Origin of the sequence: uncultured Anaerococcus sp., assembly GCF_947253225.1 — a bacterium.
Taxonomy (GTDB): Bacteria; Bacillota; Clostridia; order Tissierellales; family Peptoniphilaceae; genus Anaerococcus.
In genome coordinates, this window is sequence record NZ_CAMXYR010000007.1 from 1 (window position 1) to 23,612 (window position 23,612).

The 23,612-nt window shown below is 40.2% G+C and carries 28 protein-coding genes; 5 read left to right on the forward strand and 23 right to left on the reverse strand.

What is annotated here, in order from left to right; genetic code table 11:
* Window positions 1-101: 101 nt before the first annotated feature.
* Together Q0W95_RS01755 and Q0W95_RS01760 are read left to right on the forward strand one after the other, a co-directional pair.
* Window positions 102-701, forward strand: a complete 600-nt coding sequence (locus tag Q0W95_RS01755) for a helix-turn-helix domain-containing protein (RefSeq protein WP_073998381.1) — start codon at window positions 102-104, stop codon at window positions 699-701.
* 54 nt (window positions 702-755) lie between these two features.
* Window positions 756-1,130, forward strand: a complete 375-nt coding sequence (locus Q0W95_RS01760) for a DUF2513 domain-containing protein (RefSeq protein ID WP_297789181.1) — start codon at window positions 756-758, stop codon at window positions 1,128-1,130.
* Between the two features lie 159 nt (window positions 1,131-1,289).
* Here the strand turns inward: Q0W95_RS01760 and guaA are convergent, their stop codons facing one another.
* The 14 genes from guaA to Q0W95_RS01830 all read right to left on the reverse strand — a co-directional run bounded on the left by guaA (window position 1,290) and on the right by Q0W95_RS01830 (window position 15,256).
* A complete protein-coding gene (guaA, locus tag Q0W95_RS01765) occupies window positions 1,290-2,822 on the reverse strand; it encodes a glutamine-hydrolyzing GMP synthase (RefSeq protein ID WP_297789184.1) in 1,533 nt (510 codons plus the stop codon).
* Between the two features lie 18 nt (window positions 2,823-2,840).
* Entirely contained in the window at window positions 2,841-3,671 is an 831-nt protein-coding gene (locus tag Q0W95_RS01770; RefSeq protein WP_297789187.1) for a pyruvate, water dikinase regulatory protein, read from the reverse strand.
* Between the two features lie 2 nt (window positions 3,672-3,673).
* The gene (glyS, locus tag Q0W95_RS01775; protein WP_297789190.1) at window positions 3,674-5,737 is read right to left on the reverse strand and encodes a glycine--tRNA ligase subunit beta; all 2,064 of its coding nucleotides are present in this window, start codon (window positions 5,735-5,737) and stop codon (window positions 3,674-3,676) included.
* Window positions 5,730-6,611, reverse strand: a complete 882-nt coding sequence (gene glyQ / locus Q0W95_RS01780; RefSeq protein WP_297789192.1) for a glycine--tRNA ligase subunit alpha — start codon at window positions 6,609-6,611, stop codon at window positions 5,730-5,732. Before glyQ ends, glyS begins: the two co-directional genes overlap by 8 nt.
* Before the next feature lies 1 nt (window position 6,612).
* Window positions 6,613-7,377 (reverse strand): DNA repair protein RecO, encoded by a 765-nt coding sequence (recO, locus tag Q0W95_RS01785; RefSeq protein WP_297789197.1) that lies wholly within the window; start codon window positions 7,375-7,377, stop codon window positions 6,613-6,615.
* On the reverse strand, window positions 7,364-8,245 hold the full coding sequence (gene era / locus Q0W95_RS01790; protein WP_297789201.1) for a GTPase Era: 882 nt from the start codon (window positions 8,243-8,245) through the stop codon (window positions 7,364-7,366). The genes recO and era overlap by 14 nt, the downstream gene beginning before the upstream one ends.
* Window positions 8,242-8,637, reverse strand: a complete 396-nt coding sequence (gene cdd / locus Q0W95_RS01795) for a cytidine deaminase (protein ID WP_297789204.1) — start codon at window positions 8,635-8,637, stop codon at window positions 8,242-8,244. The genes era and cdd overlap by 4 nt, the downstream gene beginning before the upstream one ends.
* Window positions 8,634-9,980, reverse strand: a complete 1,347-nt coding sequence (gene ybeY / locus Q0W95_RS01800) for an rRNA maturation RNase YbeY (RefSeq protein WP_297789207.1) — start codon at window positions 9,978-9,980, stop codon at window positions 8,634-8,636. Before ybeY ends, cdd begins: the two co-directional genes overlap by 4 nt.
* A 6-nt stretch (window positions 9,981-9,986) precedes the next feature.
* A complete protein-coding gene (locus tag Q0W95_RS01805) occupies window positions 9,987-10,952 on the reverse strand; it encodes a PhoH family protein (protein WP_297789210.1) in 966 nt (321 codons plus the stop codon).
* Between the two features lie 57 nt (window positions 10,953-11,009).
* Complete coding sequence (locus Q0W95_RS01810; RefSeq protein ID WP_297789213.1) at window positions 11,010-11,360, reverse strand: hypothetical protein; 351 nt, start codon at window positions 11,358-11,360, stop codon at window positions 11,010-11,012.
* Entirely contained in the window at window positions 11,353-12,297 is a 945-nt protein-coding gene (gene floA, locus Q0W95_RS01815; protein WP_297789216.1) for a flotillin-like protein FloA, read from the reverse strand. Before floA ends, Q0W95_RS01810 begins: the two co-directional genes overlap by 8 nt.
* A complete protein-coding gene (locus tag Q0W95_RS01820) occupies window positions 12,297-12,914 on the reverse strand; it encodes an NfeD family protein (protein WP_297789220.1) in 618 nt (205 codons plus the stop codon). The genes floA and Q0W95_RS01820 overlap by 1 nt, the downstream gene beginning before the upstream one ends.
* A gap of 384 nt (window positions 12,915-13,298) precedes the next feature.
* Window positions 13,299-14,447: a site-specific DNA-methyltransferase gene (locus Q0W95_RS01825; protein ID WP_297789223.1), complete on the reverse strand. Its 1,149-nt coding sequence runs from the start codon at window positions 14,445-14,447 to the stop codon at window positions 13,299-13,301.
* A gap of 8 nt (window positions 14,448-14,455) precedes the next feature.
* Window positions 14,456-15,256, reverse strand: a complete 801-nt coding sequence (locus Q0W95_RS01830; RefSeq protein WP_297789226.1) for a hypothetical protein — start codon at window positions 15,254-15,256, stop codon at window positions 14,456-14,458.
* Between the two features lie 381 nt (window positions 15,257-15,637).
* On the opposite strand from Q0W95_RS01830, the gene Q0W95_RS01835 reads away from it, so the two are divergent.
* Entirely contained in the window at window positions 15,638-16,276 is a 639-nt protein-coding gene (locus tag Q0W95_RS01835) for an HpaII family restriction endonuclease (protein ID WP_297789318.1), read from the forward strand.
* Window positions 16,277-16,585: 309 nt separating this feature from the next.
* Here Q0W95_RS01835 and Q0W95_RS01840 read toward each other — a convergent pair whose 3' ends face one another.
* The 6 genes from Q0W95_RS01840 to Q0W95_RS01865 all read right to left on the reverse strand — a co-directional run bounded on the left by Q0W95_RS01840 (window position 16,586) and on the right by Q0W95_RS01865 (window position 20,747).
* Window positions 16,586-16,810 carry a DUF2922 domain-containing protein gene (locus Q0W95_RS01840; RefSeq protein WP_297789229.1) on the reverse strand — a complete coding sequence of 75 codons (225 nt, stop codon included), beginning with the start codon at window positions 16,808-16,810 and terminating at the stop codon, window positions 16,586-16,588.
* A gap of 11 nt (window positions 16,811-16,821) precedes the next feature.
* Window positions 16,822-17,013 carry a hypothetical protein gene (locus tag Q0W95_RS01845; RefSeq protein ID WP_297789232.1) on the reverse strand — a complete coding sequence of 64 codons (192 nt, stop codon included), beginning with the start codon at window positions 17,011-17,013 and terminating at the stop codon, window positions 16,822-16,824.
* Window positions 17,014-17,150: 137 nt separating this feature from the next.
* Window positions 17,151-17,591 carry a hypothetical protein gene (locus Q0W95_RS01850; RefSeq protein WP_297789235.1) on the reverse strand — a complete coding sequence of 147 codons (441 nt, stop codon included), beginning with the start codon at window positions 17,589-17,591 and terminating at the stop codon, window positions 17,151-17,153.
* Window positions 17,592-17,600: 9 nt separating this feature from the next.
* Entirely contained in the window at window positions 17,601-19,217 is a 1,617-nt protein-coding gene (locus Q0W95_RS01855; RefSeq protein ID WP_297789237.1) for a hypothetical protein, read from the reverse strand.
* A gap of 185 nt (window positions 19,218-19,402) precedes the next feature.
* Window positions 19,403-20,089, reverse strand: coding sequence for a DUF5633 domain-containing protein (locus Q0W95_RS01860; RefSeq protein ID WP_297789239.1), 687 nt, complete (start codon window positions 20,087-20,089; stop codon window positions 19,403-19,405).
* A gap of 175 nt (window positions 20,090-20,264) precedes the next feature.
* Window positions 20,265-20,747 carry a hypothetical protein gene (locus Q0W95_RS01865; protein ID WP_297789242.1) on the reverse strand — a complete coding sequence of 161 codons (483 nt, stop codon included), beginning with the start codon at window positions 20,745-20,747 and terminating at the stop codon, window positions 20,265-20,267.
* Between the two features lie 225 nt (window positions 20,748-20,972).
* Here Q0W95_RS01865 and Q0W95_RS01870 point away from each other — a divergent pair, with 225 nt between their 5' ends.
* Window positions 20,973-21,128, forward strand: a complete 156-nt coding sequence (locus Q0W95_RS01870) for a hypothetical protein (RefSeq protein WP_297789245.1) — start codon at window positions 20,973-20,975, stop codon at window positions 21,126-21,128.
* A 129-nt stretch (window positions 21,129-21,257) separates the two neighbouring features.
* Here Q0W95_RS01870 and Q0W95_RS01875 read toward each other — a convergent pair whose 3' ends face one another.
* Genes Q0W95_RS01875 through Q0W95_RS01885 form a run of 3 tightly spaced genes read right to left on the reverse strand, consistent with a single transcriptional unit; the run spans window position 21,258 to window position 23,126 of the window.
* Window positions 21,258-21,788 (reverse strand): FUSC family protein, encoded by a 531-nt coding sequence (locus Q0W95_RS01875; RefSeq protein ID WP_297789248.1) that lies wholly within the window; start codon window positions 21,786-21,788, stop codon window positions 21,258-21,260.
* Window positions 21,769-22,296: an FUSC family protein gene (locus Q0W95_RS01880; RefSeq protein ID WP_297789251.1), complete on the reverse strand. Its 528-nt coding sequence runs from the start codon at window positions 22,294-22,296 to the stop codon at window positions 21,769-21,771. The genes Q0W95_RS01875 and Q0W95_RS01880 overlap by 20 nt, the downstream gene beginning before the upstream one ends.
* On the reverse strand, window positions 22,290-23,126 hold the full coding sequence (locus Q0W95_RS01885) for a nucleoside hydrolase (RefSeq protein WP_297789254.1): 837 nt from the start codon (window positions 23,124-23,126) through the stop codon (window positions 22,290-22,292). The genes Q0W95_RS01880 and Q0W95_RS01885 overlap by 7 nt, the downstream gene beginning before the upstream one ends.
* 278 nt (window positions 23,127-23,404) lie before the next feature.
* On the opposite strand from Q0W95_RS01885, the gene Q0W95_RS01890 reads away from it, so the two are divergent.
* Window positions 23,405-23,611, forward strand: a complete 207-nt coding sequence (locus tag Q0W95_RS01890; RefSeq protein WP_297789257.1) for a hypothetical protein — start codon at window positions 23,405-23,407, stop codon at window positions 23,609-23,611.
* The last annotated feature ends 1 nt before the right edge of the window (window position 23,612 follow it).

Below are 23,612 nucleotides of genomic sequence, written 5' to 3' on the forward strand. Positions count from 1 at the left end.
AACAGAAGTCAATAGTTATTTCTAATTTTTATCAGAATTTCTCTTTATTTTTAGTATACGATTTGATATAATAATATATAATAAATATAGGAGATTATAATATGAATAATAAAACTGTATCGGAACGATTGAAATATCTTCGTTCTATAAATAAAAAAACACAAAAGGAGTTTGCAGAATTTTTAGGAATACCACAGCCATCAATGTCTGCTTACGAAAATGGTAAAAACAATCCTACAATAGATGTACTGATAGATATTGCCGATAAATGCAAAGTATCTTTAGATTGGCTTGCCGGAAGAAGTGACTATACTTTAGGTCTTTCAAGCATGAGAGATTTTGTATTATTTATGTATGAGCTGGCAATGAAAAAAGAAATCGGATTCAAAATAATTGTAGAAGATAAATTCCCGAATGATATTGAAACAGAAGAGAATAAATGGAATGTTAAGCTTGTATTCTATGGTAATGATAAAGAGCATCCGTTTAATGCAGATGTTTGCAATATTTTAAAAGAATTGTCTGATAATCTGTTTGACTTGGAGTCCTACTCCATTACAAAAGAGCAGTTTGATTCTATGAAAAATAAGTCTGTAGAGTATTACACTCTACCACTAACACAGAAAGAGTTTGAAGAACTTTCAAGAGATGAAATTCTAAAAAAGAGAATTGAGTATTTGAAAGAAAATAATTTGCTATAAAAACGGAATCGTTAAAACGACAAAATTTTATAAGTCATACAGGAGGTATTAAGTTTGAAAAGAGATATGGACTTATGCAGAAAAATTTTATTTAAAATCGAAGAACAATATATTGATACAGCATTGTCAAACCTTGAACTAGAAAATTATGATAATTTACAAATTGCTTATCATTGTAAAATTTTAAATGAAGCTGGATTGATCGATTACTATAGTGCTCAATATGCTGATAACTCATTATACTTTTTTTCAGTTGGTTCATTAACTTGGGAAGGACATGATTTTTTAGATAAAATTAGAGAAGATACTACATGGAATAATGTCAAGAAGATAATTAAAGATAAAGCTCTGCCATTTACATTAGAAGTTACTAAAACCATCGCCACAGATTTGTTGGCAGTTTCGATGAAAGCAGCATTAAACTTATAAATGATAAAAAACAAAAAAGCAACTAGGATTTTCTCTTAGTTGCTTTTTGTATTCCTTGAAAATTATTCTTCAGGTGACCAATTTCTAAAATTTGCAAGCATTTTGCAAGCATAGCAGTTGCAAAACGGCTATTTATAAGGCTTTAAAGTCTGTTTTTAACTACTCCCATTCAATTGTTCCTGGGGGTTTGCTGGTTATGTCGTAGACTATTCTTCCTACTCCTTTTACTTCGTTTATCATTCTGTTGGATAGGGTTTGGAGGAGGTCGTATGGGAGGTTGGCTGCTTCTACTGTCATGGCGTCGGTGCTGGTTACTGCTCTTACTGCTACTACGTTGTCGTAGCTTCTAGCGTCTCCCTTGACTCCTACGGTTTTGATTGGGGTCCATACTGTGAAGTATTGCCAGATGTCTTCTTTTAGGCCGAAGTTTTCTACTTCTTCTCTTAGGATGGCGTCTGTTTCTCTTACTATTTCAAGCTTTTCTTCTGTAATTTCTCCCATTACTCTTATGGCAAGGCCAGGTCCTGGGAAGGGTTGTCTCCATACCATGTCGTGTGGGATGCCGATTGCTTCTCCCACTTTCCTTACTTCGTCTTTGAAGAGGTCTCTTAATGGCTCAACGAGTCCAACAAAGTCCATGTTTTCTGGGAGTCCTCCCACGTTGTGGTGGCTTTTTATGACGCTTGCCTTGTCTTTTCCTGATTCGATTACGTCAGGGTAGATTGTGCCTTGGACTAGGTATTTGGCTCCACCGATTTTTTTGGCTTCTTGTTCAAAAACTTCTACAAAGTGGTTGCCGATGATTTTTCTTTTTTCTTCTGGTTCTTCTACTCCCTTTAGCAGGCTTAGAAATTCCTTGGATTTGTCTACCATTTTGACGTTTAGGCCGAGGTTTTTGTAGGTTTCCATGACGGATTTGGCTTCGTCTTTTCTAAGGAGTCCGTGGTCGACGAAGATACACTGTAGGTTATCTCCTATGGCTTTGGATACGATAGTTGCGGCTACTGATGAGTCGACTCCTCCTGATAGGCCACATATCATTTTTTCGCCTGCGTATTTTTCTTTGATTTCTGCGATTTTTGCTTTGGCGAAGTCTTCCATGGTCCAAGTTTTTTCTGCCTTGGCTATGGTTAGAACGAAGTTTTCTAGCATTTGGCGTCCGTATTCTGAGTGGACTACTTCTGGGTGGAATTGTACTGCATAGATTTTCTTTTCTTTGTTTTCGATTCCTGCTACTGGGGCGTTTAGGGTCCAGGCGATTCTTTTGAAGCCTTGGGCGATTTCAGAGACTCTGTCCCTGTGATTCATCCAGATTACGGATTCTTGAGGGATTGTTTTGAAGAGGTCGCTTTTTTGGTCAACGAAGAGTGGGGTTTTGCCGTATTCTCCGTTTTTTGGTGTTTCGACCTTGCCTTTATAGTAGTGGTTGATGTATTGGAGACCATAGCAGATGCCTAGGATTGGGATGCCTAGGTCAAATATTTTGTCGTCTGCTTTGAGGGAGTTTTCGTCATTTACTGATTGAGGGCCTCCTGTGAGGATGATGCCTGCAACTCCTTCTAGGGGGAGCTTTTCTACTGGTGTGTCGCAGTCGAATAGCTCAGCGTAAACTCCCATTTCTCTTACTCTTCTTACGATGAGTTGGTCGTATTGGCCTCCGAAGTTTAGTACTAAAATTTTGTCTTTGTTCATTGTTCCTCCTTAGCTGTCCTACTGGATGTGCTTGTTGCGTTCTTCAGGGAATTGGTCGAAGTAGTATTGGACAATTTCTGTGGCTGTTTGCTCGATGGTGTTTTCTGTAACGTCTATTACCTTGCAGTCTAGGTCTTTGAAGACTTCTCTGGCGTATTCTAGTTCCCTTTGGATTCTTGCATCTTCGTAGTAGATTGATTCGCCAACTATTCCTAAGGACTTGCTTCTTATTTCTCTGATGTTTGAGAGTTTGGCAGGGTCGATTACAAGGCCTATGATTCTTCTTGGGTCGACTTCAAAGATTTCCCTTGGTAGCCTTATTTCTGGCACGAGGGGAAGGTTTGAGACTTTGAAGTTTTTGGTGGCAAGGAGCATGGTTGTCGGGGTCTTGCTGGTTCTTGATACGCCAACTAGGACTATGTCTGAGAGAGGAAAGCCTCTGGCGTCTTTGCCATCGTCGTATTGGATGGCAAATTCGATGGCTTCTATCATGTTGAAGTAGGTTTTGGAGAGGGTTCTGGTTAGGCCTACTTCTCTTACAGCACTTAGGCCTGTGGCTTCTTCTACCTTTCTTATGCCATAGTTCAGGATGTCCATGACCTCTATGTTTCTCTTGTCTGCCTCAGCTCTTAGGTGGTCTGATAGACTTTTGGTGGCTATAGTTTGGACTAGGATGGTTTTATCGTCTATATCGTTTAGGATTTGATCGATTTCTTCTGGACTGCTTATGCCTGGTTTTCTTATTATTAGCGCCTCAAGGGTTGGAAATTGGCTGGTTACAGATTTTATATAATTTTGGGCTGTCTCTCCTGTTGAGTCGCTTAGGATTACAATTTTTATCTGCTTCATATCTACCTAGCTATTTCTTTTACGTCAAAGATTTGAGAAATTCTTCCTGCTAGGATATTGAGCATGGCGATCCTGTTGGCTTTGACTTTCTCATCGTCAACATTTATCATGGTTTGGTCAAGGTAGGTGTGGCCGATTTCGCTTGTCGCTTTTATTTTGTTGAGTTCTTCTAGGTAGTCGGTTTCGGCACTTGGGACTAGCTCACCTAGGGCTAGGATTTCTGCACAGTAGTCTTTTTCTAGGTCGCCTTGGAGAAGGTCCCTGTCTACTTCCCTTCCTAGGGCTTGGTCTGAGAGGTTGATTACTCTTGTGAAGTAGGATATTTGGTCCTCATTTTCTTCTAGGAAGCTTTCAACTGCCCTAGCTTTTTTGGCAATTCTTAGGATGTTTAGCTCTTTGGCATTGATGACTGAGTTTACGGTGTCGTATTTTAGGCCATCATCGATTAGCTTGTTTTTGAGCCTATCTCTGAAGAAGTCTACGGTTTTTTCCATTGCCAAGTCATAGTCGAAGGCTAGTTCGTTTTCTTCGGTATAGATTAGGAGGGCATCTCCTATTAGCTTTTTCATATCAACGTTGATGGAGTTTTCTAGGAAGATGTTGATTATTCCTAGGCAGGCTCTTCTTAGGCCAAATGGGTCTTGGCTTCCTGTAACGTATTTTTCGATTGCGTAAAGACCTGCTATAGTGTCCATCTTGTCGGCTATGGAGAGGATTATTCCTGTGATTGTCTTTGGTAGTCTATCTCCTGCTGACCTTGGCATGTAGGCTTCTTCGATTGCTGTTGCTATTCTTTCTTCCTCGCCAGATTTGTCGGCATAGATTCTGCCCATTGTTCCTTGAAGTTCTGTAAATTCTACTACCATCTTGGTTACAAGGTCGGCCTTGGATAGGTAGGCAGCCCTTCCTATTGGATGGGCCATGTCTTCTCCCATGTCTAGGGCAAGCCTGTAATTTTCGGCAAGTCTTTGGAGTCTCTTGGTCTTGGTTCTCATTGTGCCGAGTCCCTCAAAGAAGGCAAGGCTATTGAGGTCGTCTACATAGGCTTCGAGTGGTTTTTTCCTGTCGATATCGTAGAAGAATTTGGCATCTTCAAGTCTTGCTACAAGAACTTTCTTGTTGCCCTCTACCACGTTTTCGGAGTGGTTGGCATCTCCATTTCTTACTAGTAGGAAGTAAGGAAGGAGGTTTTTGTGCTCATCTTCTACTGGGAAGTACCTTTGGTGGTCCTTCATTGGGGTTGTGATTACTTCTTTTGGAAGTTCTAGGTATTTCTTGTCTATATCCCCGATTAGGACTGTTGGATATTCAACTATGTTGATTACTTCATCTAGCAGGTCCTCATCTTTCATGTAGGTGCCACCGACTTCACTTGCTAGTCTGTTTAGCCCCTTTAGGATGAGGTCTTTTCTGTCCTTATAGCTTAGGATTACGAAGTTTTCCTTGAGGAGTTTTTCGTAATTTTCTATCTTGTCTATGACTATGTGGGATGAGCCAAGGCTTCTGTGGCCTTTGGTGATGTTTGAAACTATGATTTCTTCTGCATCGAAGGCTAGGATTTCATCATCTAGGAGGGAGACAAACCACCTGATTGGTCTTGCCCAACGGATTGATTTTCCTCTCCATCTCATTGACCTTGGGAATGAAATTGATTTGACTAGGTCGTAGACATTTTCCTTGAGAACTTCTGCCACAGACTTGGCTGTTTCCTTTTTTTCTACATAGATATAGTCTTCGCCCTTAAATTCTCTGATTACAACATCGGCAAGGTCTGCTCCTTGGCCTTTAAGAAAGCCTAGGAGGGGTTTTTTAGGCTCGCCTCCTTCATCGTAGGCGATTTTGACACTTGGTCCTTTGACTGATACAGTTTTTTCTGCTGTATCTGCCTCTAAGTTTCTTAAAAAGATTGCAAATCTTCTTGGGGTTGATTCAACGACTACTTCATCACAAGTAAGCTTGTTTTCTCTTATGAGTTTTTCAAACTTCTCTTTTAGTTGGATTTTTGTTCCTTTGACATAATCAGAAGGTATCTCTTCTACTCCGATTTCTAATAAGTAATTACTCATTCTTATCCTTTCTTAGAAGAGGGTAACCTAACTCTTCTCTTTTTTCAATAAATTTGTGGGCTACCTTGCTTGATACATCCCTTACCCTTTTGATGTAGTGGCTTCTTTCTGAAACAGAAATTGCCCCCTTGGCATCTAGGGTGTTGAAGGTGTGGCTGGTCTTTAGAACATTATCGTAGGCTGGGATGCATAGACCAAGCTCGATTAGCCTGTTGGCTTCCTTTTCGTAAATATTAAATAGGTTTTCTAGGACTTCATTGTCTGCATCCTCGAAGGAATACTTGGAGTTTTCGTATTCGGAAAGTCCAAAGATATCTCTGTAGGTCAAGGATTCTGACCATTTTATGTCAAAAACATTGTCCACATCTTCTAGGTACATGAAGATTCTTTCAAGACCTATGGTGATTTCTCCACTTTCTATCTCGCAGTTGATACCACCTACTTGTTGGAAGTAGGTGAATTGGGTGATTTCCATCCCATCAAGCCAAACTTCCCAACCGAGTCCCCAGGCTCCTAGGGTCGGACTTTCCCAGTTGTCCTCGACAAAACGAATGTCGTGTTCTTTGGGGTCAATGCCTATATATTCCAAACATTCTAGGTAGAGTTCTTGGATATTGTCTGGGGTAGGTTTTAAAAGAATTTGCATTTGGTGGTGTTGGTAGAGCCTGTTTGGATTTTCCCCATACCTACCATCGGCAGGACGTCTTGATGGCTCAACATAGCACACCTTCCATGGTTCAGGTCCTAGAGCTCTTAGGAAGGTGTGGGGATTCATTGTTCCCGCCCCTTTTTCTGTATCGTAAGGAAGCATAACAGCACAGCCCTGTTTCTTCCAAAACTCTTCAAGTTTCAAAATTAAATCTTCAAAGTACATTCTAATTCCTTTCGCTTAATTTATTTAAAATCCAATCCATAGAAGGAAAACTCCTAAGGTCGAGACTTTTTAAGCAATATTGTATTATTAATCTGGCGACTTTTTCATAAGTTGCTGGAGGGTTTATAGTATGAAGGTCCTCCGACTTAGTGTAGAGAAGTTTCATAAAGTAGAAAAGCTCGTTTTCAGCTAGGTAGACCTTGTCAAAGACTCTTGGTAAATCATCCTCACAAAGCATGGAAGCCTGACCAACAGAAAAGTAGCCATCTCTTCTTCCTATAATTTTACCGCAAATACCGCAAGTAGAAAAGTTCGGTTTAAGACCAGAAAAAGAGATGTACTTTATCAAAAATCCCAAAAAAATATTTATGTAGTTACCATCTGCCTCATCGAAGGCGTAAAAGCTCCTATCAAGGAGGGTATAGACTGTTTGGATCTGCTCTTGGTCGAGTGTCCTCAAGAGGAAATCGCACATGGCCGACTTATACAAGATTATGTCAAAATTTTTGACACTTTTCTTGTAGGTTTCAACAAGGTGGCCTTCCTTGATGCCATAAAATTCTCCCGCCTTGTATAAGGATAAATTTACCTTCATAAATCTTACTGTCAATGAGAGATTTTTGGCGTTTTTCTTTAGTACGCCCTTGGCAAGGATTGAAATTTTGCCAAGCTCCCTTGTGAAAACTTCAACAAGCTTGCTTGATTCCTTGTAGGCAAATTCCCTTAGGACAAAGCCTGTGATATCGCAAAGCTCACTTGTAGCCAAAACGATCCACCAACTTTTCTTTCTTGCGCCAGTCCTTCTCAACCTTAACCCAAAGTTGGAGGTTGACCTTACTTGCCAAGAAGGTCTCGATTTCAGGTCTTGCGTCCATGCCAATCTTCTTAATCATAGCTCCATTTTTGCCGATTACAATTTCCTTGTGGCTGGTCTTTTCAATGATTATGGAGGCTCTGATATCTATTAGCTTCTTATTCTCCCTCTCTTTGAAGTCATCAATCCTTACGGCAATCCCGTGAGGGACTTCTTCTGAGAGGTTTCTTAGGGCCTTTTCCCTGATTATCTCTCCTACCACAAACCTTTCGCTCCTATCGGTTATCATGTCCCTGTCGTAGTAGGCAGGACCAAAGTCGAGGAGGTCTTTGATTGCGGTGAGGTAGGCTTCAATATTTTTGCCCTCAAGGGCGGAGATTTCGATTATTCTCTCAAAATCATAGTCCCTAAAGTTTGCCCTGATTTGGGCGATTTGCTCTCCATCGGCAAGGTCAGTCTTGTTGATTAAGAGAATTTTGGGACGGTTGATTTTATCTATCATGGCAAGGATTTGCCCGTCAATTCTTCCTATCTCTTTTGAATCATCAACCACCATGGTTATAACGTCGCTTTCCTTTAGGCTTTCCTCGGAAAAGGTCAAAAGCCTTTCTTGGAGCTTGTTTCTGGGTGTTTGGATACCTGGTGTATCCAAAAATATTATCTGACTGTCGTCGTCGTTGTATATAATTTGTATCTTATCTCTCGTAGTTTGAGCCTTGTTGGAGATTATGGAAATTTTCTCTCCCAAAATCTTCTCCATTAGGGTTGACTTGCCAACATTGGCACGGCCCACCACTGAGACGAATCCTGATTTTATCATCCTAAGTCCTTTTTGCTAAAACTATGAGGAAGAAGCTCTTCCATCGTGTAGGTCTTGTAGTCGGTTTTCGAGTTGGCTATGACTATCTCTGTATCTTGGTCAAAAAATTCTGCCATAAACTGCCTGCACACCCCACAAGGGTAGGTGTCCTTGCTATCTCCCGTTATGATTATCCTAGCAAAGTCCTTGTAGCCAGCAGAAACTGCCCCAGCAAGGGCCGACCTTTCCCCGCAAATGGCAACAGGATAGGAGGCATTTTCTATGTTGACCCCCTTAAAGATATGGCCGTCCTTGGTTTCAACTACTGCCGATACCCTAAAGTGGGAGTAGGGCGAGTAGGAATTTTCCTTATTGTCCAAGGCGATTTGTATTAATTCTTCTAGTTTTTTCATGAAAATATCCCAAATATTGCAAGGGCTATGCCTATGCCTAAAAAGGCTCCCCTAAAGATTTCCTTGGCAGAGTGGATGTCTGCCTCGTACCTGCTTTCTGCTACTATGACTGCCATGCCAAAGAGTATAAGTCTTACCATCAAATCATCTACCATCATGGCTCCCATAGTGGCAAGGCCAAAGGAAACTGATGTGTGGCCACTTACAAAACCACCCCTAAAGGCAGTTCCATGGCCCTCATAAAAGACTCCCTTGAAAAATACCGTAAGAATTATGATAAGGGAGATGGCTATGAGTGCCAAATGGCTTGGTCTTCGGGCAATCCTTAGGATTACCGAGTCGTAAAAGTTCATAAACTTATCAAAAAATATGAGGTAGCCTATGAAAAGGGCGTTGAGGGCTGCTATAAAGGTCGCAGCAGCTGATACATCCTTGGCAGACTTGGCAAGATAGAGCCATCTTCCGTCGGTTGCTATGTCCACAGCATTCTCCAGAGCCGTATTTATTAGCTCAAGAGCTATGACCGTGGTTATGGAAAATACCAAAAACATCATCTCTATCCTAGATAAGTTAAAAAACAAGCTTGCCACTAGGACTAGGGCACAGGCTAGGATGTGAAATTTCATGTTTTTTTCGTGGTTTATGGCAAAAACTAGACCCTCATAGGCGTAGTCGAAGCCCTTTAAGAACTTCTGGCCGTGGCTTAGGTCTTCCTTGGTGTAAATCTTGCCATAGTCGGCATTGGCGTACCTTTGCTCAATCCTCAATTCTTCCTTGATTTCTTCCTTGAGGTCGTCCCTCATTTCTTGAAATTCTTGGGAGCTAATTTTGCCAGATAGGTTGACCTTCTCATTTTCATAGTCGGTCTTATCGGCGTGGTCGTAGGTGTGGGCACTGTCCTTTTTGAAAACTCGGAGGTTTTTCATAACTTCCTTCTCACGAGCTCTCATCTGTCTTTTTTCCTCTTCTTCCATGTGGTCGTAGCCTAGAAGGTGAAGGGTGGAATGACAGGTCAGATACATGATTTCCCTGCGGAGGGAATGACCAAATTCTTTCGCTTGATCCTTGGCAACATCTAGGCAGATTACTATATCTCCGAGCATGATGTTGGCATCAGGTACCTCGATTTTTTCATCTAGGGGGAAGGATAGGACGTCGGTTGGCCTATCGACTCCCCTAAATTCCTTGTTGAGCTTGTGAATTTCTTCCCTATCGACAAAGCTTAGGGATAGCTCGTAGTTGTCAGCTAGCCCCTCAGTTTTTAGGACTTCGGCTATGGTTTTTTCGATATCTTCCCTATATTCAATTTCTTCCGTAGTTTTATTTTCTATCAAAAGATCCATAAGCTTCTAATCTTCTTTCTTGGCAGAACCTGCCTGCTTTTTTTCGCTCTCTTCTAGCCTTCTCTGCTCGTCCTTTTCGTAGGCATCAATTATCCTTTGGACTAGGGGATGTCTTACCACATCTACCGATGAAAATTCCATAAAGGCTATGCCCTCAACATTTCTTAGGATGCTTTCGGCAGCTCTTAGCCCACTCCTCTTGCCCCTTGGCAAGTCGACCTGGGTCTTATCTCCCGTAATTATTGCCTTAGACCCAAAGCCGAGTCTGGTTAGAAACATCTTCATCTGCTCTTGGGTCGTGTTTTGGGCCTCATCGAGGATTACAAAGGACCTATCAAGGGTCCTGCCCCTCATATAGGCTAGGGGAGCGACTTCTATCAAGCCCTTTTCTAGGAGGTTTTGGTAGGTGTCGTGGCCTAGAATGTCAAAAAGTCCATCGTAGAGGGGTCTTAGGTAGGGGTCTACCTTATCTTGCAAGTCTCCTGGCAAAAATCCCAGACTCTCGCCCGCCTCGACTGCTGGTCGGGTTAGGATAATCCTATCCACTGCCCCCGCCTTAAAGGCCTTGACCGCCATGGCTACAGCGAGATAGGTCTTGCCCGTTCCCGCAGGTCCTATCCCAAAGACGACATCGTGGGTATTGATTTTGTCGATGTAGGATTTTTGTCCCAAGGTCTTTGGCTTGATTGGCTTGCCATCTGCCCTTGCCACAAGTACCTCATCCAAAAGCCCCTTGATTACATCCTTGTTCTCCCTCTCCAACATATCCGCCTGATACTTAATTTGTTGGAAGTCAAGGCTCTGATTTTTCTTAAGATAGGCAAGTAAGCTCTCAAGCAAACTCTTGCTAAGCCTTACATTGACCTCTTCTCCAGAAATCTCTAGGTGGTTATCCCTAAGTTTTATTCTTGTATCAAATCTATCTTCTATATATTTTATATTCTTATCAAAATTGCCGAACAAGCTTATCACTTGGTCGGGATTTTCTATCGCTAGTAGTTCTATAATGCTACCCCTCCATTAGGAATATTATACTCTTTTATTTCTCTTAGATATCGGCTTATCGAGGATTTCCGCAAAGACAAGGGCACGTCTTAGCCTTTTTTGTCTAGACTCTTGCTTTTGTTTTTTAAGCTTCTTATCCTTTATCCTCTGCTCTTCGCTAAGCCTTATACGCTCTTCGGCTAAGCTATCGCCTTCTTCTTCGATAGGTCGGCTGTATTTGGACTGATTTTCTTCATTTTTTCCCTTGCCTTTTTCCAAAGGCTCAAGCCCCGGCTCATCAATATACTCTTCCAAAAGGTCGGTGGCCTTCTTAATCCACTCATCAAAAGACGGCTTTTTGCCCTCAGCCTGCCTTTTGGGAAAAATCTTAAACATCTATCTCAGTCCCATCTTCCCCCGAAATAGCCTCACGCATCTTGGTATCCGCCTTGACATTTTGGAGGTTGTAATAATCCATAACACCGAGGTTACCCTCCTTGAAAGCTTGGGCAATGGCAAGAGGAATCTCGCTTTCTGCCTCCACAACCTTAGCCCTGTTTTCTTGCTCGAGGGCGATAGCTTGGGCACGTCTTTCCTCAGCCTTGGCTTGGGCTATGTTCTTATCTGCCTCAGCCTGGTCTCTTTGAAGTTGGGCACCGACATTTCTTCCAACATCCACATCAGCTATATCAATAGAAAGAATCTCAAAGGCTGTTCCACTATCAAGACCCTTCATAAGCACGGTTTGAGAAATATTGTCAGGATTTTCCAAAACTTGGGCATGAGAATCGGACGAACCAACTGTAGTTACAATACCCTCACCAACTCTGGCGATAATAGTCTCCTCGCCTGCCCCGCCGACAAGCCTTTCGATATTGGCTCTTACAGTAACCTTGGCAATAACCTTAACCTCGATACCATTTTTGGCAACAGCAGCAATCACAGGTGTATTAATCACCTTTGGAGTAACAGAAACCTGCACCGCCTCAAAGACATTACGACCAGCAAGGTCGATAGCAGCAGCTTGCTCAAAAGAAAGGTCGATATTGGCTCTTTCTGCCGCAATAAGAGCATCGACAACCTGGTTGATATTACCCCCAGCTAGGTAGTGGCTTTCCAAATCATTGGTAGAAATAGCAATACCAGCTTGGTGGGACTTAATCATCGCATTAACAATCTTTGAAGGAGAAAGTCTCCTAAAACGCATGGCAACAAGGGCTGCCATCGAAATATTGACCCCAGAAAACCTCGCAGTAATCCAAAGTCCAACAGGAACCATGGTGAAAAACACCATACCAACAACTATAACTAAAGCTAAAATAATAAATTGCATTATATCTCCTTTACCACCAAGTGGCCATTAGTAAAACTTACAACTTCAACATCCTTCCCAGCCTCGATGAAAGCACCTTGGCTAAGGGCATCATAGAGCAAACCACAAATCTCGACCTTACCACTAGGCCTTAGGATGGACTTGCTCCTTCCAACTTTTCCGACAAGACTTGACCTATCGGTCCTTGCCCCAAAGCCCCTCTCTTTGGAAGAGGCCCTAGCAAGAATCTCCTTATCGAAAATCCTCGCCCTAAAACCAAGGAGGACGTAGACAGTCAAAGTGAGGACGATGGCAAGACTTGCACTAAGGGTAAGAAAAATCTCCCTCCCATCCATAAGCCATGAATTATACAAGGAAAGCCCCACAAGTCCACATCCACTAAGGCCGATAAGGCCAAAACTTGGAATAAAAAGCTCCAGAGCCAAGAGAGTTGCCCCTGCCAAAAAGACGGCAAGAGGCCGAGTCGCAACAAGAGCGAAGGTCCTATTAAGAAGGTAGAAGCCTCCAAGCAAGATAAGAGAAAGAGCCAAAAAAAGCCCCTTCTTCTCGGTAAAAAGCACCGAAATCAAACACACAACTGCCAAAACAAAAATCAGGCAAATAAGAATCTCAAGCAAAGCATCCTCCTTTCACTTTCTCTACTATAATTATCATATAAAATGGCAAAAATTGCAATAAGAAAGCCTTGGCCAAGCTCGACTAGAAAAGAAAAAAGATAGCCCCAAGCCCCGAGCTATTTATGATATAATATATCTTAGCAAAGTTTTTGACCAAAAGAGAAGCAAAGGCTAGGAAAAAACTGGCTTTAAGAATAAGTAAAATTTCTAGGAAATTTTAGTCAAGAAAAAGATATAAGATGCTGGTTGAGTAGTGAGGATTGAGGTCTTCATATATAAGATGGAAAGGATATATGATATTCTATACCCCCCTTTAATAGATAAAATACCAATCTAAAAAAGCTGGTCCTTGTTTGTCATGGATCAGCTTTTTACTGTCTTTTATTATAATACTAATTCTAATTGCTCTGCTTGAGGTTGATTTTCCGTTTGTGAGATTATATCTTCTGTGCCTATTTCAATATAGTTATATCTAACATCATAAAATCTTTTAACTATTGTTTTTATGGCTACTTCAGAGCTGTCTACGCCTATCCACTTCCTATTTAATTCCTGAGCTGCAAGTAATGTTGAACCACTACCAGCAAAGCAATCAAGAATTATAGAGTCTTTCTTGGAAGATTGCTGAATAATCATTTTAAGCATTTCTTTATTTTTCTCTGTTGGATATAGAGGCTTAGATGGGTCTTTATATTCCCAAATATCTTGCATTTTCTTTCCTTTATGTCCGTCTGCATAGTTTTTTAACCTTGGGTTGCCTGTAGAAGACCACTCAATTAAGCCTGCTTCATTTAGCTTTGTAAGCTTATCTGGGTGGTATCTCCAATGCCTTCCCTCTGGCGGCCTAAGACCATTCCACTCTTTACCAGTTGGCCCGTTTTGGGTTTCTCCAGGTGCGTGGATAGGAACTGTCGTATATCTTCCTAATTCATCGACTTTTTCAAATCTTTTCTCTATTTCTTCTTCTGTAAGTGGAGTTTTTATGTTATTAAAAATATTCTTTGTATAGGTTTTAGAATAGAATAAAACCACATCTTTATAATTTCCGTAAGCTTTTCTTCCAAAGTTTTTAGGGTTTGATTTTATCCTAGATATGTCATTTTTAAAGTTTTCTTCTCCAAAAATTTCGTCCATTATTATTTTTACATAGTGTCCCATTTTGCTATCTATATGAAGATATATAGAGCCTTCCTCTGATAAAAGTTCTCTTAATAAGATAAGTCTTTCCCTTAAAAACTCTATATATTCTTCTTTTTTAAGGTTATCGGAGTAAGCCACCTCGCCATTAAGAGCGTTGCTAATAGTAGAACTTCTCCCTTTTGAAACAGTAAAAACTCGATTAGTATTATAAGGTGGGTCTATATATATTAAATCTATTTTGGATTTATACTGCTTTAAAAGCTTGGATAAAACTATGAAATTATCCCCCTTTATTAAAGTTGATTGCTTTTCATCTAAGGATAAAGCTTTAAATGTCCTTGCTTTTTTTAATATATCAAGTTCACTTTTTTTATTTTTGTATTGTAAAAACATATCTGTCCTTATAAGCTATATAGATAATCTCTAAGCAATACTGCTGAAATTATTAGCTCATCATCTGCAAATTCTTCTGTGATTTTCTTAAACATTTTATGTTTTCCTGGAATGTATAAAACTCCGTCAAGTATTGAAATAACTTTTACATTCTTATCAGTCTTTTTCATTTCGTATCTCATAGTGGAAATTGCGTCTTCAAATTGAGCGTTTTGGTGGCCGCCAAAGTCAGTTAGAAATTTTGCTTCGCCTAAAATATAGGTATTATTAAATTTTCCTATAAAATCTAAGCCTTTGTCCCTTGTATATCCTAAGTGTTCGCTTGCAAATTTAGCCATTGCAGTGTCGTTGGTATTGTAAATTATATTATCGGTTGATTTTAAAAACTTCTGAGGATCTTTAGTGACTTCACAGCCCAAAGTCCTAGTGTTTATCCAATTTTCAAAAAGAGGTCCAATCTGCCTATTTGTTTCTTTAGGTGCACTTGCTTTTTCTATAATTTCATAAATTCCCATTTCATAAAGTAGTCCTGTTAATCTAGCCACCGTATTAGGGTTTCTTTCAATTGCTGTTTTATCCTTCTTCAAATACGCTACATAAGAATCTTTGATAGGAAAGACTTTTTGTTTCAATAAGATTTTTAATAATTCTTTATCATTCCTAGAATTAAATGCTATTTCTAAGCTTTCAACTGTCTTTTGAGATAACTCTCTTCTTAGATTAACTGACATGGGATATACTTTGTATAGCAAGTCGAGATAGTTTCTTTGATTTGCCAATTCTACACTTTTCTTAGTCCAATAATTCATATATGCCTCACATTATTTTACTCGCCCATCTATATGCTCTAATTGCTTCTCTTTGTCTTCTTGCACTTTTTTGCATGAGCATAACCATCTACACAACTATTTTTAGCCTTTTCTACAAGAAACCTTGCAACGACAGGCCAGATAAATCTGCTTTTAATTTTAAGAACTTATACTCTCCTTCACATACTCTGACAGTAAGCTTTTTATCTTTCTTCATACTAGCAACCTTATTAACCCATGAAAACTCAGACGGCAAAAGTGCCGTTTCTTTTAGCCATTATACCTCTTTTTTTCATTATAATTGATGCTTTTTAGTCTATCTTTTCCCTGCCACCCAAATTTAGATATATACTGTCTTTTAAGAGCTTCATACACTTCTTTATTTACTGGTATAGGGTTAAAGCTCAGCTAGGAAGACCCGCAAGTTTACTAAATGCGAGTAGGCACACAAATTTTATTTATGAAGTTCAAGACTTGGATGAATCACATATCGAAGAAATCAATTCTATCCTTACCTCCACTAAATTATTGGACAGAATTTGTAGAATAAAAGAACTAGGTGGTCTAATAAAGTTTTGCTCTGTTGAAAGTGAGATTTTCAAGAAAAATCTTGAAACGATAGATATGCTATTGCCTAATGCTTTGGCTGAAGTTTTGCTCTTATCCTATACAGAAAATACTAAAGATTTGAAAAAACTTTTTGAAATTACTAGGGTATATAATGACAAAGATTTAGCTAAGAAAAATTTGACCGACTTCTTACTGGCGATTAGTCTAGGAATGTTTCCAAGTGTGCGATGGAATGGAAGTTACAAGGCAAATGGGGGATTGATTATAGTTGCAATGAATTCTATGGTTTATGTTTTAGATATGGTGTATTACTCAAAATTTCTTAAAGAATATTTAATAAATGAAACTAAGCTTAATAGCCCAAGTACTAAAAGGTATGATATGCTTAATTTAAAAAGCAAAGATGGAAAAATTTATTTTAAATTGAATTTACAAGTAAGGTACAAGTGAGCTTGGGGCGAGTAGATAATTCTCCTCTGGTCTCCTTTTTTGTCCAATAATTAAACTTGATATAGTAGCCTGTAGTTAAAGCTATAAGAAGATGTTTAGCTTGTGGCTAGGATCTCGTCTTTAGCTGGGAGACTTTTTATGGCTTGCCATATCTTGCTGACTAGGAATTTTGGGTCTAGGCTTCTGGGGTTTTTCTAAATTCCTTGCTTGGTCGACTTTGGAAGGGGGCTTTGGTTTTTGCTGGTTAGGTAATTTTTTCAAGAAAATGCCCCCTTTTTTGTCAAAAAAAAACCAGTCGCCTGGTCTATCTTATCTTACATCAAAGTCATGGCTTTCGACAGTTTCTTTTACTGCCTTAACCTTTGCTACTAAGTTGCCATTTTTGGTTCCAAGTGCCTTGGCGGCTATGATTTCATCCATGGCTTTTTTTACCTCTTCGTTGCTAAGACCTTCCTTTGGTCTATCTATTAAGATAATTCTTGTTGATCCTTTTTCGTCTCTGAATTGTAGTTTTACTCTTGTTTTTGTCCTCATCTGCTACCTCCTTAGTCCAATTTCTCTGTGATTACCTTAAATGATTCGTAGGCGTTTTTGTCTACTAGGCTGGCGTAGGCTTTGGCAAATTGCTTGAGGCCCTCGTCTGTTACTTCTTTGGCAAAGCTTGCGAATGTTTTGCTCACTTCTTTGGCTTGACCTGTGATATCTGATTTTACTGAAAAGACTATTTTTAATTTCATGTTCATTCTCCTTTGTTGTTTTTGTAAGCCTTACACTTGTATATAGGAGGAGCTCATCTTTCTTCCCGTTTTTTCCACAAAAAAACCGAAGGACAGGTCTTATTTAAGCCTTCTCCTTCGGAGTTCTTCTTAATAGTCTATTCTTCTTCCAAGATTTCTTGGATTTGTTGGAGCAAATCTTCACTTTCTTGGATAGTTTTGTTTGATTTTTCGATTGATTCATCTAGTTTATCCTTGATATCTTCAACTGAATCAGGATTTTCTTCTAGTAGAATTTCGCAGGCTCTTACTTGAACCTTATTTTCAAAGATAGCATCTTCTAGGTCTTTGGCCTTTTCTTTTAGAGCCTCTTTGTCTACCTTACCTTCAGATTTTTCGCCATCCTTGTCTGCTTCTTTATCAGCATCCTTTTTGTCGGATTTTTTTTCTTCTTTCTTATCTTCCTTGCTGTCTGCGCTTTCTTCAACCTTGGCTTCTTCTTTTCCTTCCTTGGTATTGAAGTTTTGGCTTAGGTTGTTACATGAACTAAGGCCTAGGCTAAGCATTAGAGCGAGGAGGAGGTATTTTTTCTTAGTCATTTTTTCTCCTTATTTTTTCTTTCTGGTAAAGATTAAGCCGACTACTGCAAGAACAACAACCCCACCTGCTATTGGGAGGATGGATTTTATACCTGTCCTTACCTTAGCCTTGGCTTTTTTACTTCTAACTGTCGTTCTAACTTTTTTGCCTGAACCCTTGCCATCACCTTTTAGATCTTTTTGGAAATCTTTCTCTAATTCGTTGAGGTCATCTAGGTTTTTGTCGGCCTTATTGTTGATTTTCTCAAGTTTTTCTAGGTAGTCTTTTTTGAGTTTCTCTAGGCTATTTTTGGAAATCTTCTTTGATGTTGCATCTTCAATTTCCTTCTTAAGAGCCTCATACTTGTCCATAAAGGTATTTTCTTGGATCTTTTTCTTGGCAGTTTCTAGGGCCTTTAGGTTGGCATCATTTTTCTCTTTTTTCAACTTATCATAAGCTTCAGTGTAGGCATCCTTGAATTTTTTGCTTGTTGTCTTGAAAACGTCACTTGCTCTGAAGTCTGCGTCATTGAGGGCCTTTTCGTACTTGTCCTCATTTTGGTAGGTCTTAGGACTTTCCTTATAGGATTTGAGGAAGTACTCAAGTTTGAAACTTGCATTATCGAAGGCGTTTATAGCATCGTTTAAGGCATCTAGCTTATCCTCAGCAGGAACTAGGTCCTTTAGAGCTTTTTTGCTGGTCTCGTAGTCGCTTATTATCTTCTTGCTAGCCTCATTTAGGTTCTTATCCTCTTTGACCTTTTTTAGCTCATCTTCTTTGATGTATTTTTCAGCATCGTTCAAAAAGGCTTCTCTTTCAAGAACTAATTCATCAAAACCACGCTCAAAGTCAGAGTCTTTAAATTCTCGAACTAGGTCGTCAGGGTAGCCTCCCTTTTTTGTTATGGCATTTAGGTCGGCTTGGCTTATGGCGAAATCTTCTAGCTTGATCTTGGTGGCCTTGGCATAGGTTTCAACTGCCTTTGACAAATTTTCATAGGCCTTATCAAGGTCTTCAAGGCTAGTATCCCTATCTGCTACAAGGGCTTTGGCCTCATCATTGACTTTTTTGAGAGCCTCATCGCTTTTTTTCTTCTCTAGGTCATCGGCAAGCTTACTTAGGATTCTAATCCTTGTCCTGAGAGGTTTGGCATAAACTACTGTAAGACCGAGACCTTTTTCTGCCTTAGCGAGGGCTTCTTTGAGATCTTTGTCAACTTCCTCTTTGGTCTTATCAGCATGGCTTGCTATGAAGGCTTGAATTTCCTTATCGAAGTTTTCCTTTTCCTTAGCTGTGGAAATCCTGTAGAGCTTGGTGGCTGGCTTAGAGTCCTTGCCCGTAATTTCCTCAACCTTGCTAGTAACATAAGCTTTCACATCAAAGGTATCTTCTGGCTTGGTTGGTTGATCTTCCCCATCTTTTGAAGACCTGTCGGTTTCCTTTCCATCAGCAGGATTATCGGTTCCCTTACTGTCAGTAGAATTAGCTCCTTGGCTTTGTCCGTTGTTATTTTTTTGGTTTTCTTCTGTTGTAGCTTGGGCTTGTTCTTGTTGGTTTTCTCCATCTGCAAGGCTTACTCCACCACTAACTGGAGAAAGACCCATAGCAAGTAGCAAGACCAAGGCTGCTATTTTACTCTTTTTCATATTCGCTCCTAACTCATTATTTATATAAATTATATAGCTTTTTGCCCTTATTGTCAAAAAGCTCGGCAAGGCAAAGCTCCTTGTCAATAAGCTTTTCCAAAGAAAAAACCTCCCTAGGGAGGTCAATTCTCGTGAGCACCGCGGTTATTCCTATTCGTTAGTTAGAGTGCACTCTCTATTCTAAATTAGTCTCTTTTTTTGCTAGCAACAAAACCTGCAGATGCAGCTGCAAGTAATCCAGCAACGCCAGTTAGTCCTGCAACACCTGTCTTAGCATTCTTTTCAGCTTGCTTAGCTGGGCTAGATTTTTCTTTCTTGCCAGATGCTACTTTCTTTGAGCCATCTTTTGGTTCAACTTCTGGATCAGCTGGATCCCAAAGTTTGAAGTAGAACTTGCCACCATTTTCTACAGCAGCTTGGTAAACTGTGTAAGAATCTTTAGTTGGAGAAGCAGCTAGGGCTTTCTTAGCAGCTTCTTCAGCAGCTTCTTTTGTATCGAAAGCAGTTTCTTCATTTGCTAGTGCTTTAGAATCTTCTTTCTTGTCTTCTTTTTTATCTTCTTTTTTATCTTCTTTCTTGTCTTCTTTTTTATCTTCTTTCTTGTCTTCTTTTTTATCTTCTTTTGGTGCTGGTGCAGGTGTTGGATTATCCTTTGGCTCAGTTTGAGTATCTGCTCCTACGCCATTTTTCTCGTTGTCTTTTTGAGCCTTATTCAACAAATCCTTGGTATCTTTAACATCTTTTTTATTTTGGTCTATTAATTCACCTGATCTTTTCAATAAATCATCAGCTTTATCAGCATGAACTGGAGCTAGAGCGCCAAATCCAAGAGCTAGTGCCAAAACACCAGCAGCTATTTTACTTTTTTTCATATATTTCTCCTTATTTATTTACTAGTACTCACACACAATCGTAAACGATTATCCAGAAAATACTTCCATATTTCCTACAAATTATAGTACAACTATACCCAGTCTTCCTATAAATTCAAGGATAAATCCTACAATTGTTTACTACATTATAGCATTTTCTAATAAAAATTTAAAGTTAGTCCATAAATTTCTTCTTGACAAAAGAAACGGCTGTCCTACTAGCATCCATCGCCTTAATCATCTCTTCATAGTAGAAGATTAGAGCGTTATTCCTATTGGCAACAAGGGCCTTCTCACTTGATAAGGTATCAAGCCTTTCGCCAGTAAGAAGAAGAATGGATGAATCCTCAATCTTCTCCACATACTTGACATTCACAAAGCCACGAGCCTTGTAGTCAAAGGCCTCAATCCTCGCCTTGAAGGCAAAAAATACCTGGTCGCAATCTATGATGTAGGGATAATCCCTCCCTAGCTGGATGCGACTTTTAATATACCTGTCCACAAACTTCTTGGACTTGCCCCTAGTCTGGTACATCCTCTCGAGCAAATGAGTCGGAGTCTTTGGATCAAATTCACTCGATGAAACCCCATAGACCCTAGAGCCAATCCCGAAGCCAGCCTTGTGTTCAGGCAAGATAGCAATGATATCTTCCCTCATTTCTACCTCCTTCCACCCACTAAAAGTCCTAGACAATTAATGTATGGTTTTATCGTACACTAAAAGTCCAAATTAATCAATAGGCTGGGGGATTTTTTTAGCTTTCAAATTAATGCAGACCAAAACTTTCCCCTCCCTCTTTGAGGAGGAGCCTTTACTACTCTCAGTCCTTTATTAGTTTAGTCTTAGTAGTCTTAGTTATTAATAGGACTCGTTTAGGAAAATTTGCCCGAAGTTAATCTTGAAAAAACAGACAGTCAATGCCTAGATGGGCAAAAGATGAAACAAGGGGTGGTTTTTGAAAGAAAGCTCTCATATCCCTTGCAAAGACCTTTTTTCCCTCCTAGCAAGTCCAAGAAAGTCCACTTGGGCAAAACATAAAAAAACCCGAGTGTGGCTCAGGTCGTGGCTTATATTTTTTTGTAAAATGACTTAGCCCTAGGCGGAGAAGCTTTGAAAGCTAGAGCTCGCTTGGGGCTAAGACTTTTCCAAGCTTTTTGGCAAATCTTCCTAGCCCTTCTTCCACTTGCCTAGGCCATTTTTCCTGAGAAAGTCTCTTTTTATGTAATAGAAGCCAAGCCAGTTGATAAAGATTGAAATGCCAACTCCGATTAGGGTGTCAATAGTCCTTGCTAGGGCAAATTGGACGGGCAGGGTGGTTTGCTTGTTGACGTGGTCTATGGTTATGGAAAGAAAAACTATGGCCATGATGCTTAGGGCATTGTACCTCCTAAGGTTTGCCATAAGCCAGATGATGGCACCTACAATTATCGCCATCAAGAGGTAGTCGATTATGATGTAGGATTTGGGAAAGTCTGGGATGAGGATGAGGTAGGCAAGTCCCAAACCTCCACCCAAAATCGTTCCTAGAACCCTGTTGATTCCAATATCTTTCGTGTCTAGGACATTGGTCTGCATGGATATGATGGCGGCAATGCCTGCATAAATCGGTCTTGATGTGCCTGGTCTAAGGTCTGAAACGACTAGGGCTAGGAAGACTGCTAGGACAGTTTTGATTATCCTAAGGCCAGGTCTTTTCATGGTTTTTAGCGAATCTATTGTGGTACCTCTTTCTTATTTCAAAATCAGCCCAATTGACATAAAGGCTGGTAAAAACTCCGATTAGGGTGTCAATTATCCTATTTAGGGCAAAGATTACAGGCCCCTTTGCATCGTGGGCGTGGTTAATGGTTACGGAGAGAAAGACTATGCCTGCTATGGTTATGGCGAGGTTTTTCTCAAAGGTTGCCAAGACCCAAATCAAAAATGTTACAATTATTGACAGGATTAGGATGTTGGCTCTTGGGCTTAGGGCAAATTTTTGGGCGATAAGGAGATAGCCAAGCCCTGTAAGACCTCCAATTATTGTTCCCAGTGCCCTGTAAAGGCCCTTGTAGAAGGTGCCAGCCACGTCTTGTTGCATACAGATTATGGCTGTAATTCCACTATAAAAGGGAAGCCCTCCCTCTCTTAGACTCGATGTGAGCATGGACAAAAATAGACCAAGGCCTGTTTTTAGAATCCTTGCCCCAGGTTTTTTGATTAGCATAATTTGGCCTTCACATAGTCAAGGAAGGAGGCCTCGTTTACCCTAGAGGCAAGGTAGGCCTTCTTTCTGGAATTTATCCTAATCATCTCGCCCACATTTTCCTTATCATCAACCTTGATGGCTGCCTCCTCGAAGATAAAGGCTTCAGGTCTTTCCATCAGGTAGAGTAAGAGAGGCCCATAGAAAGACCTCCTAGGCTTGTTTTCGAGAATCCTCCCAAGAAGCTCGGCGTTTTTGCTATCTTTTTTTAGGCTTTTGACAAATTCATCGGAAATCTCAATCCCGTCTGCCAAATTTTGGGGCAAGATAAAGACTTCGATAGAGGAATTCAAAATCCTGTCAATGGCCTTGGCGTCAGCCTTGAAGTTGAAGTCTGGGCCATAGAGGTTTCCTCCGCTTATGAAAATATGGCCGATATAGTCCTCCAAATCCTCGTACTTATCCAGAGCCTCTGCCAAGTTGGTAAGTGGTCCTGTCGCAAGGATGTCGATTTTGCCACAATCTGTGGCTAGGTCATATAGAAGGTCGCAGGCTTTGGCTTCCTCCAAGTAGTCCTTGTGGGAAGGATAGAAGGAAAGGTCTTCTCCCTTTTGGACGATTTCCTCCCCTGATATATTCTCATCCCCACCCTTGGCTATGGGTAGGAAAAGTTCGTGGTCTTCATTGAGTCCCAAGATGTTTAAGGCAGAAGCTTCTGCCGACATGAAGGACTTAACAGAGGATAGACCCACTAGCTCAAAATCGAAAGACCTAAATGCCATATCGAGCATCAAGGCCTCATCATCAGTAAAATTTGTATCAATATAAATAAAAGCTTTCTCTTTTTCCATACTACCTCACTTTGGACTTACTATACTAAAAATTTGGCGGTTTTCAAAGAAACTTCTCCCAAGTTTCTGCCCAAAAGTCTCTCTTGCCAAAAGGACTTTGGGCTTTAGAAAAATTATTTTCAAACTTCCAAAAATCTTTTAATTAAAGCTAAGTCTGCCCCGCTTTTATCGCCCCTTAACAAAGCCTTAATAAGCACCATCCTCAAGGAAAATCTCCCTTTCCTTGAAGGGGGCAGGAGGGGATGAGCTAGGATCAAAAATCTTTAAAGGAGCTTATCTTGGTATCTTTTTCCTTGCTAGGAAGGTTTAAAGTAAAAATCCCCCGCACGAGCGAGGGTAAAAGCTTAGAAAATCACTTTGTAAGCCTTATAGTAAATAAGCTTAGGTCAAAGTCCTTTTCGCCAAGTAAGGAGCTTAGGAAAAATCACTTTGTGAAATTTCTCTCCTTGCCAGTAGCTATGGAGCTTTTCCAAGCCCTTGGCTAAG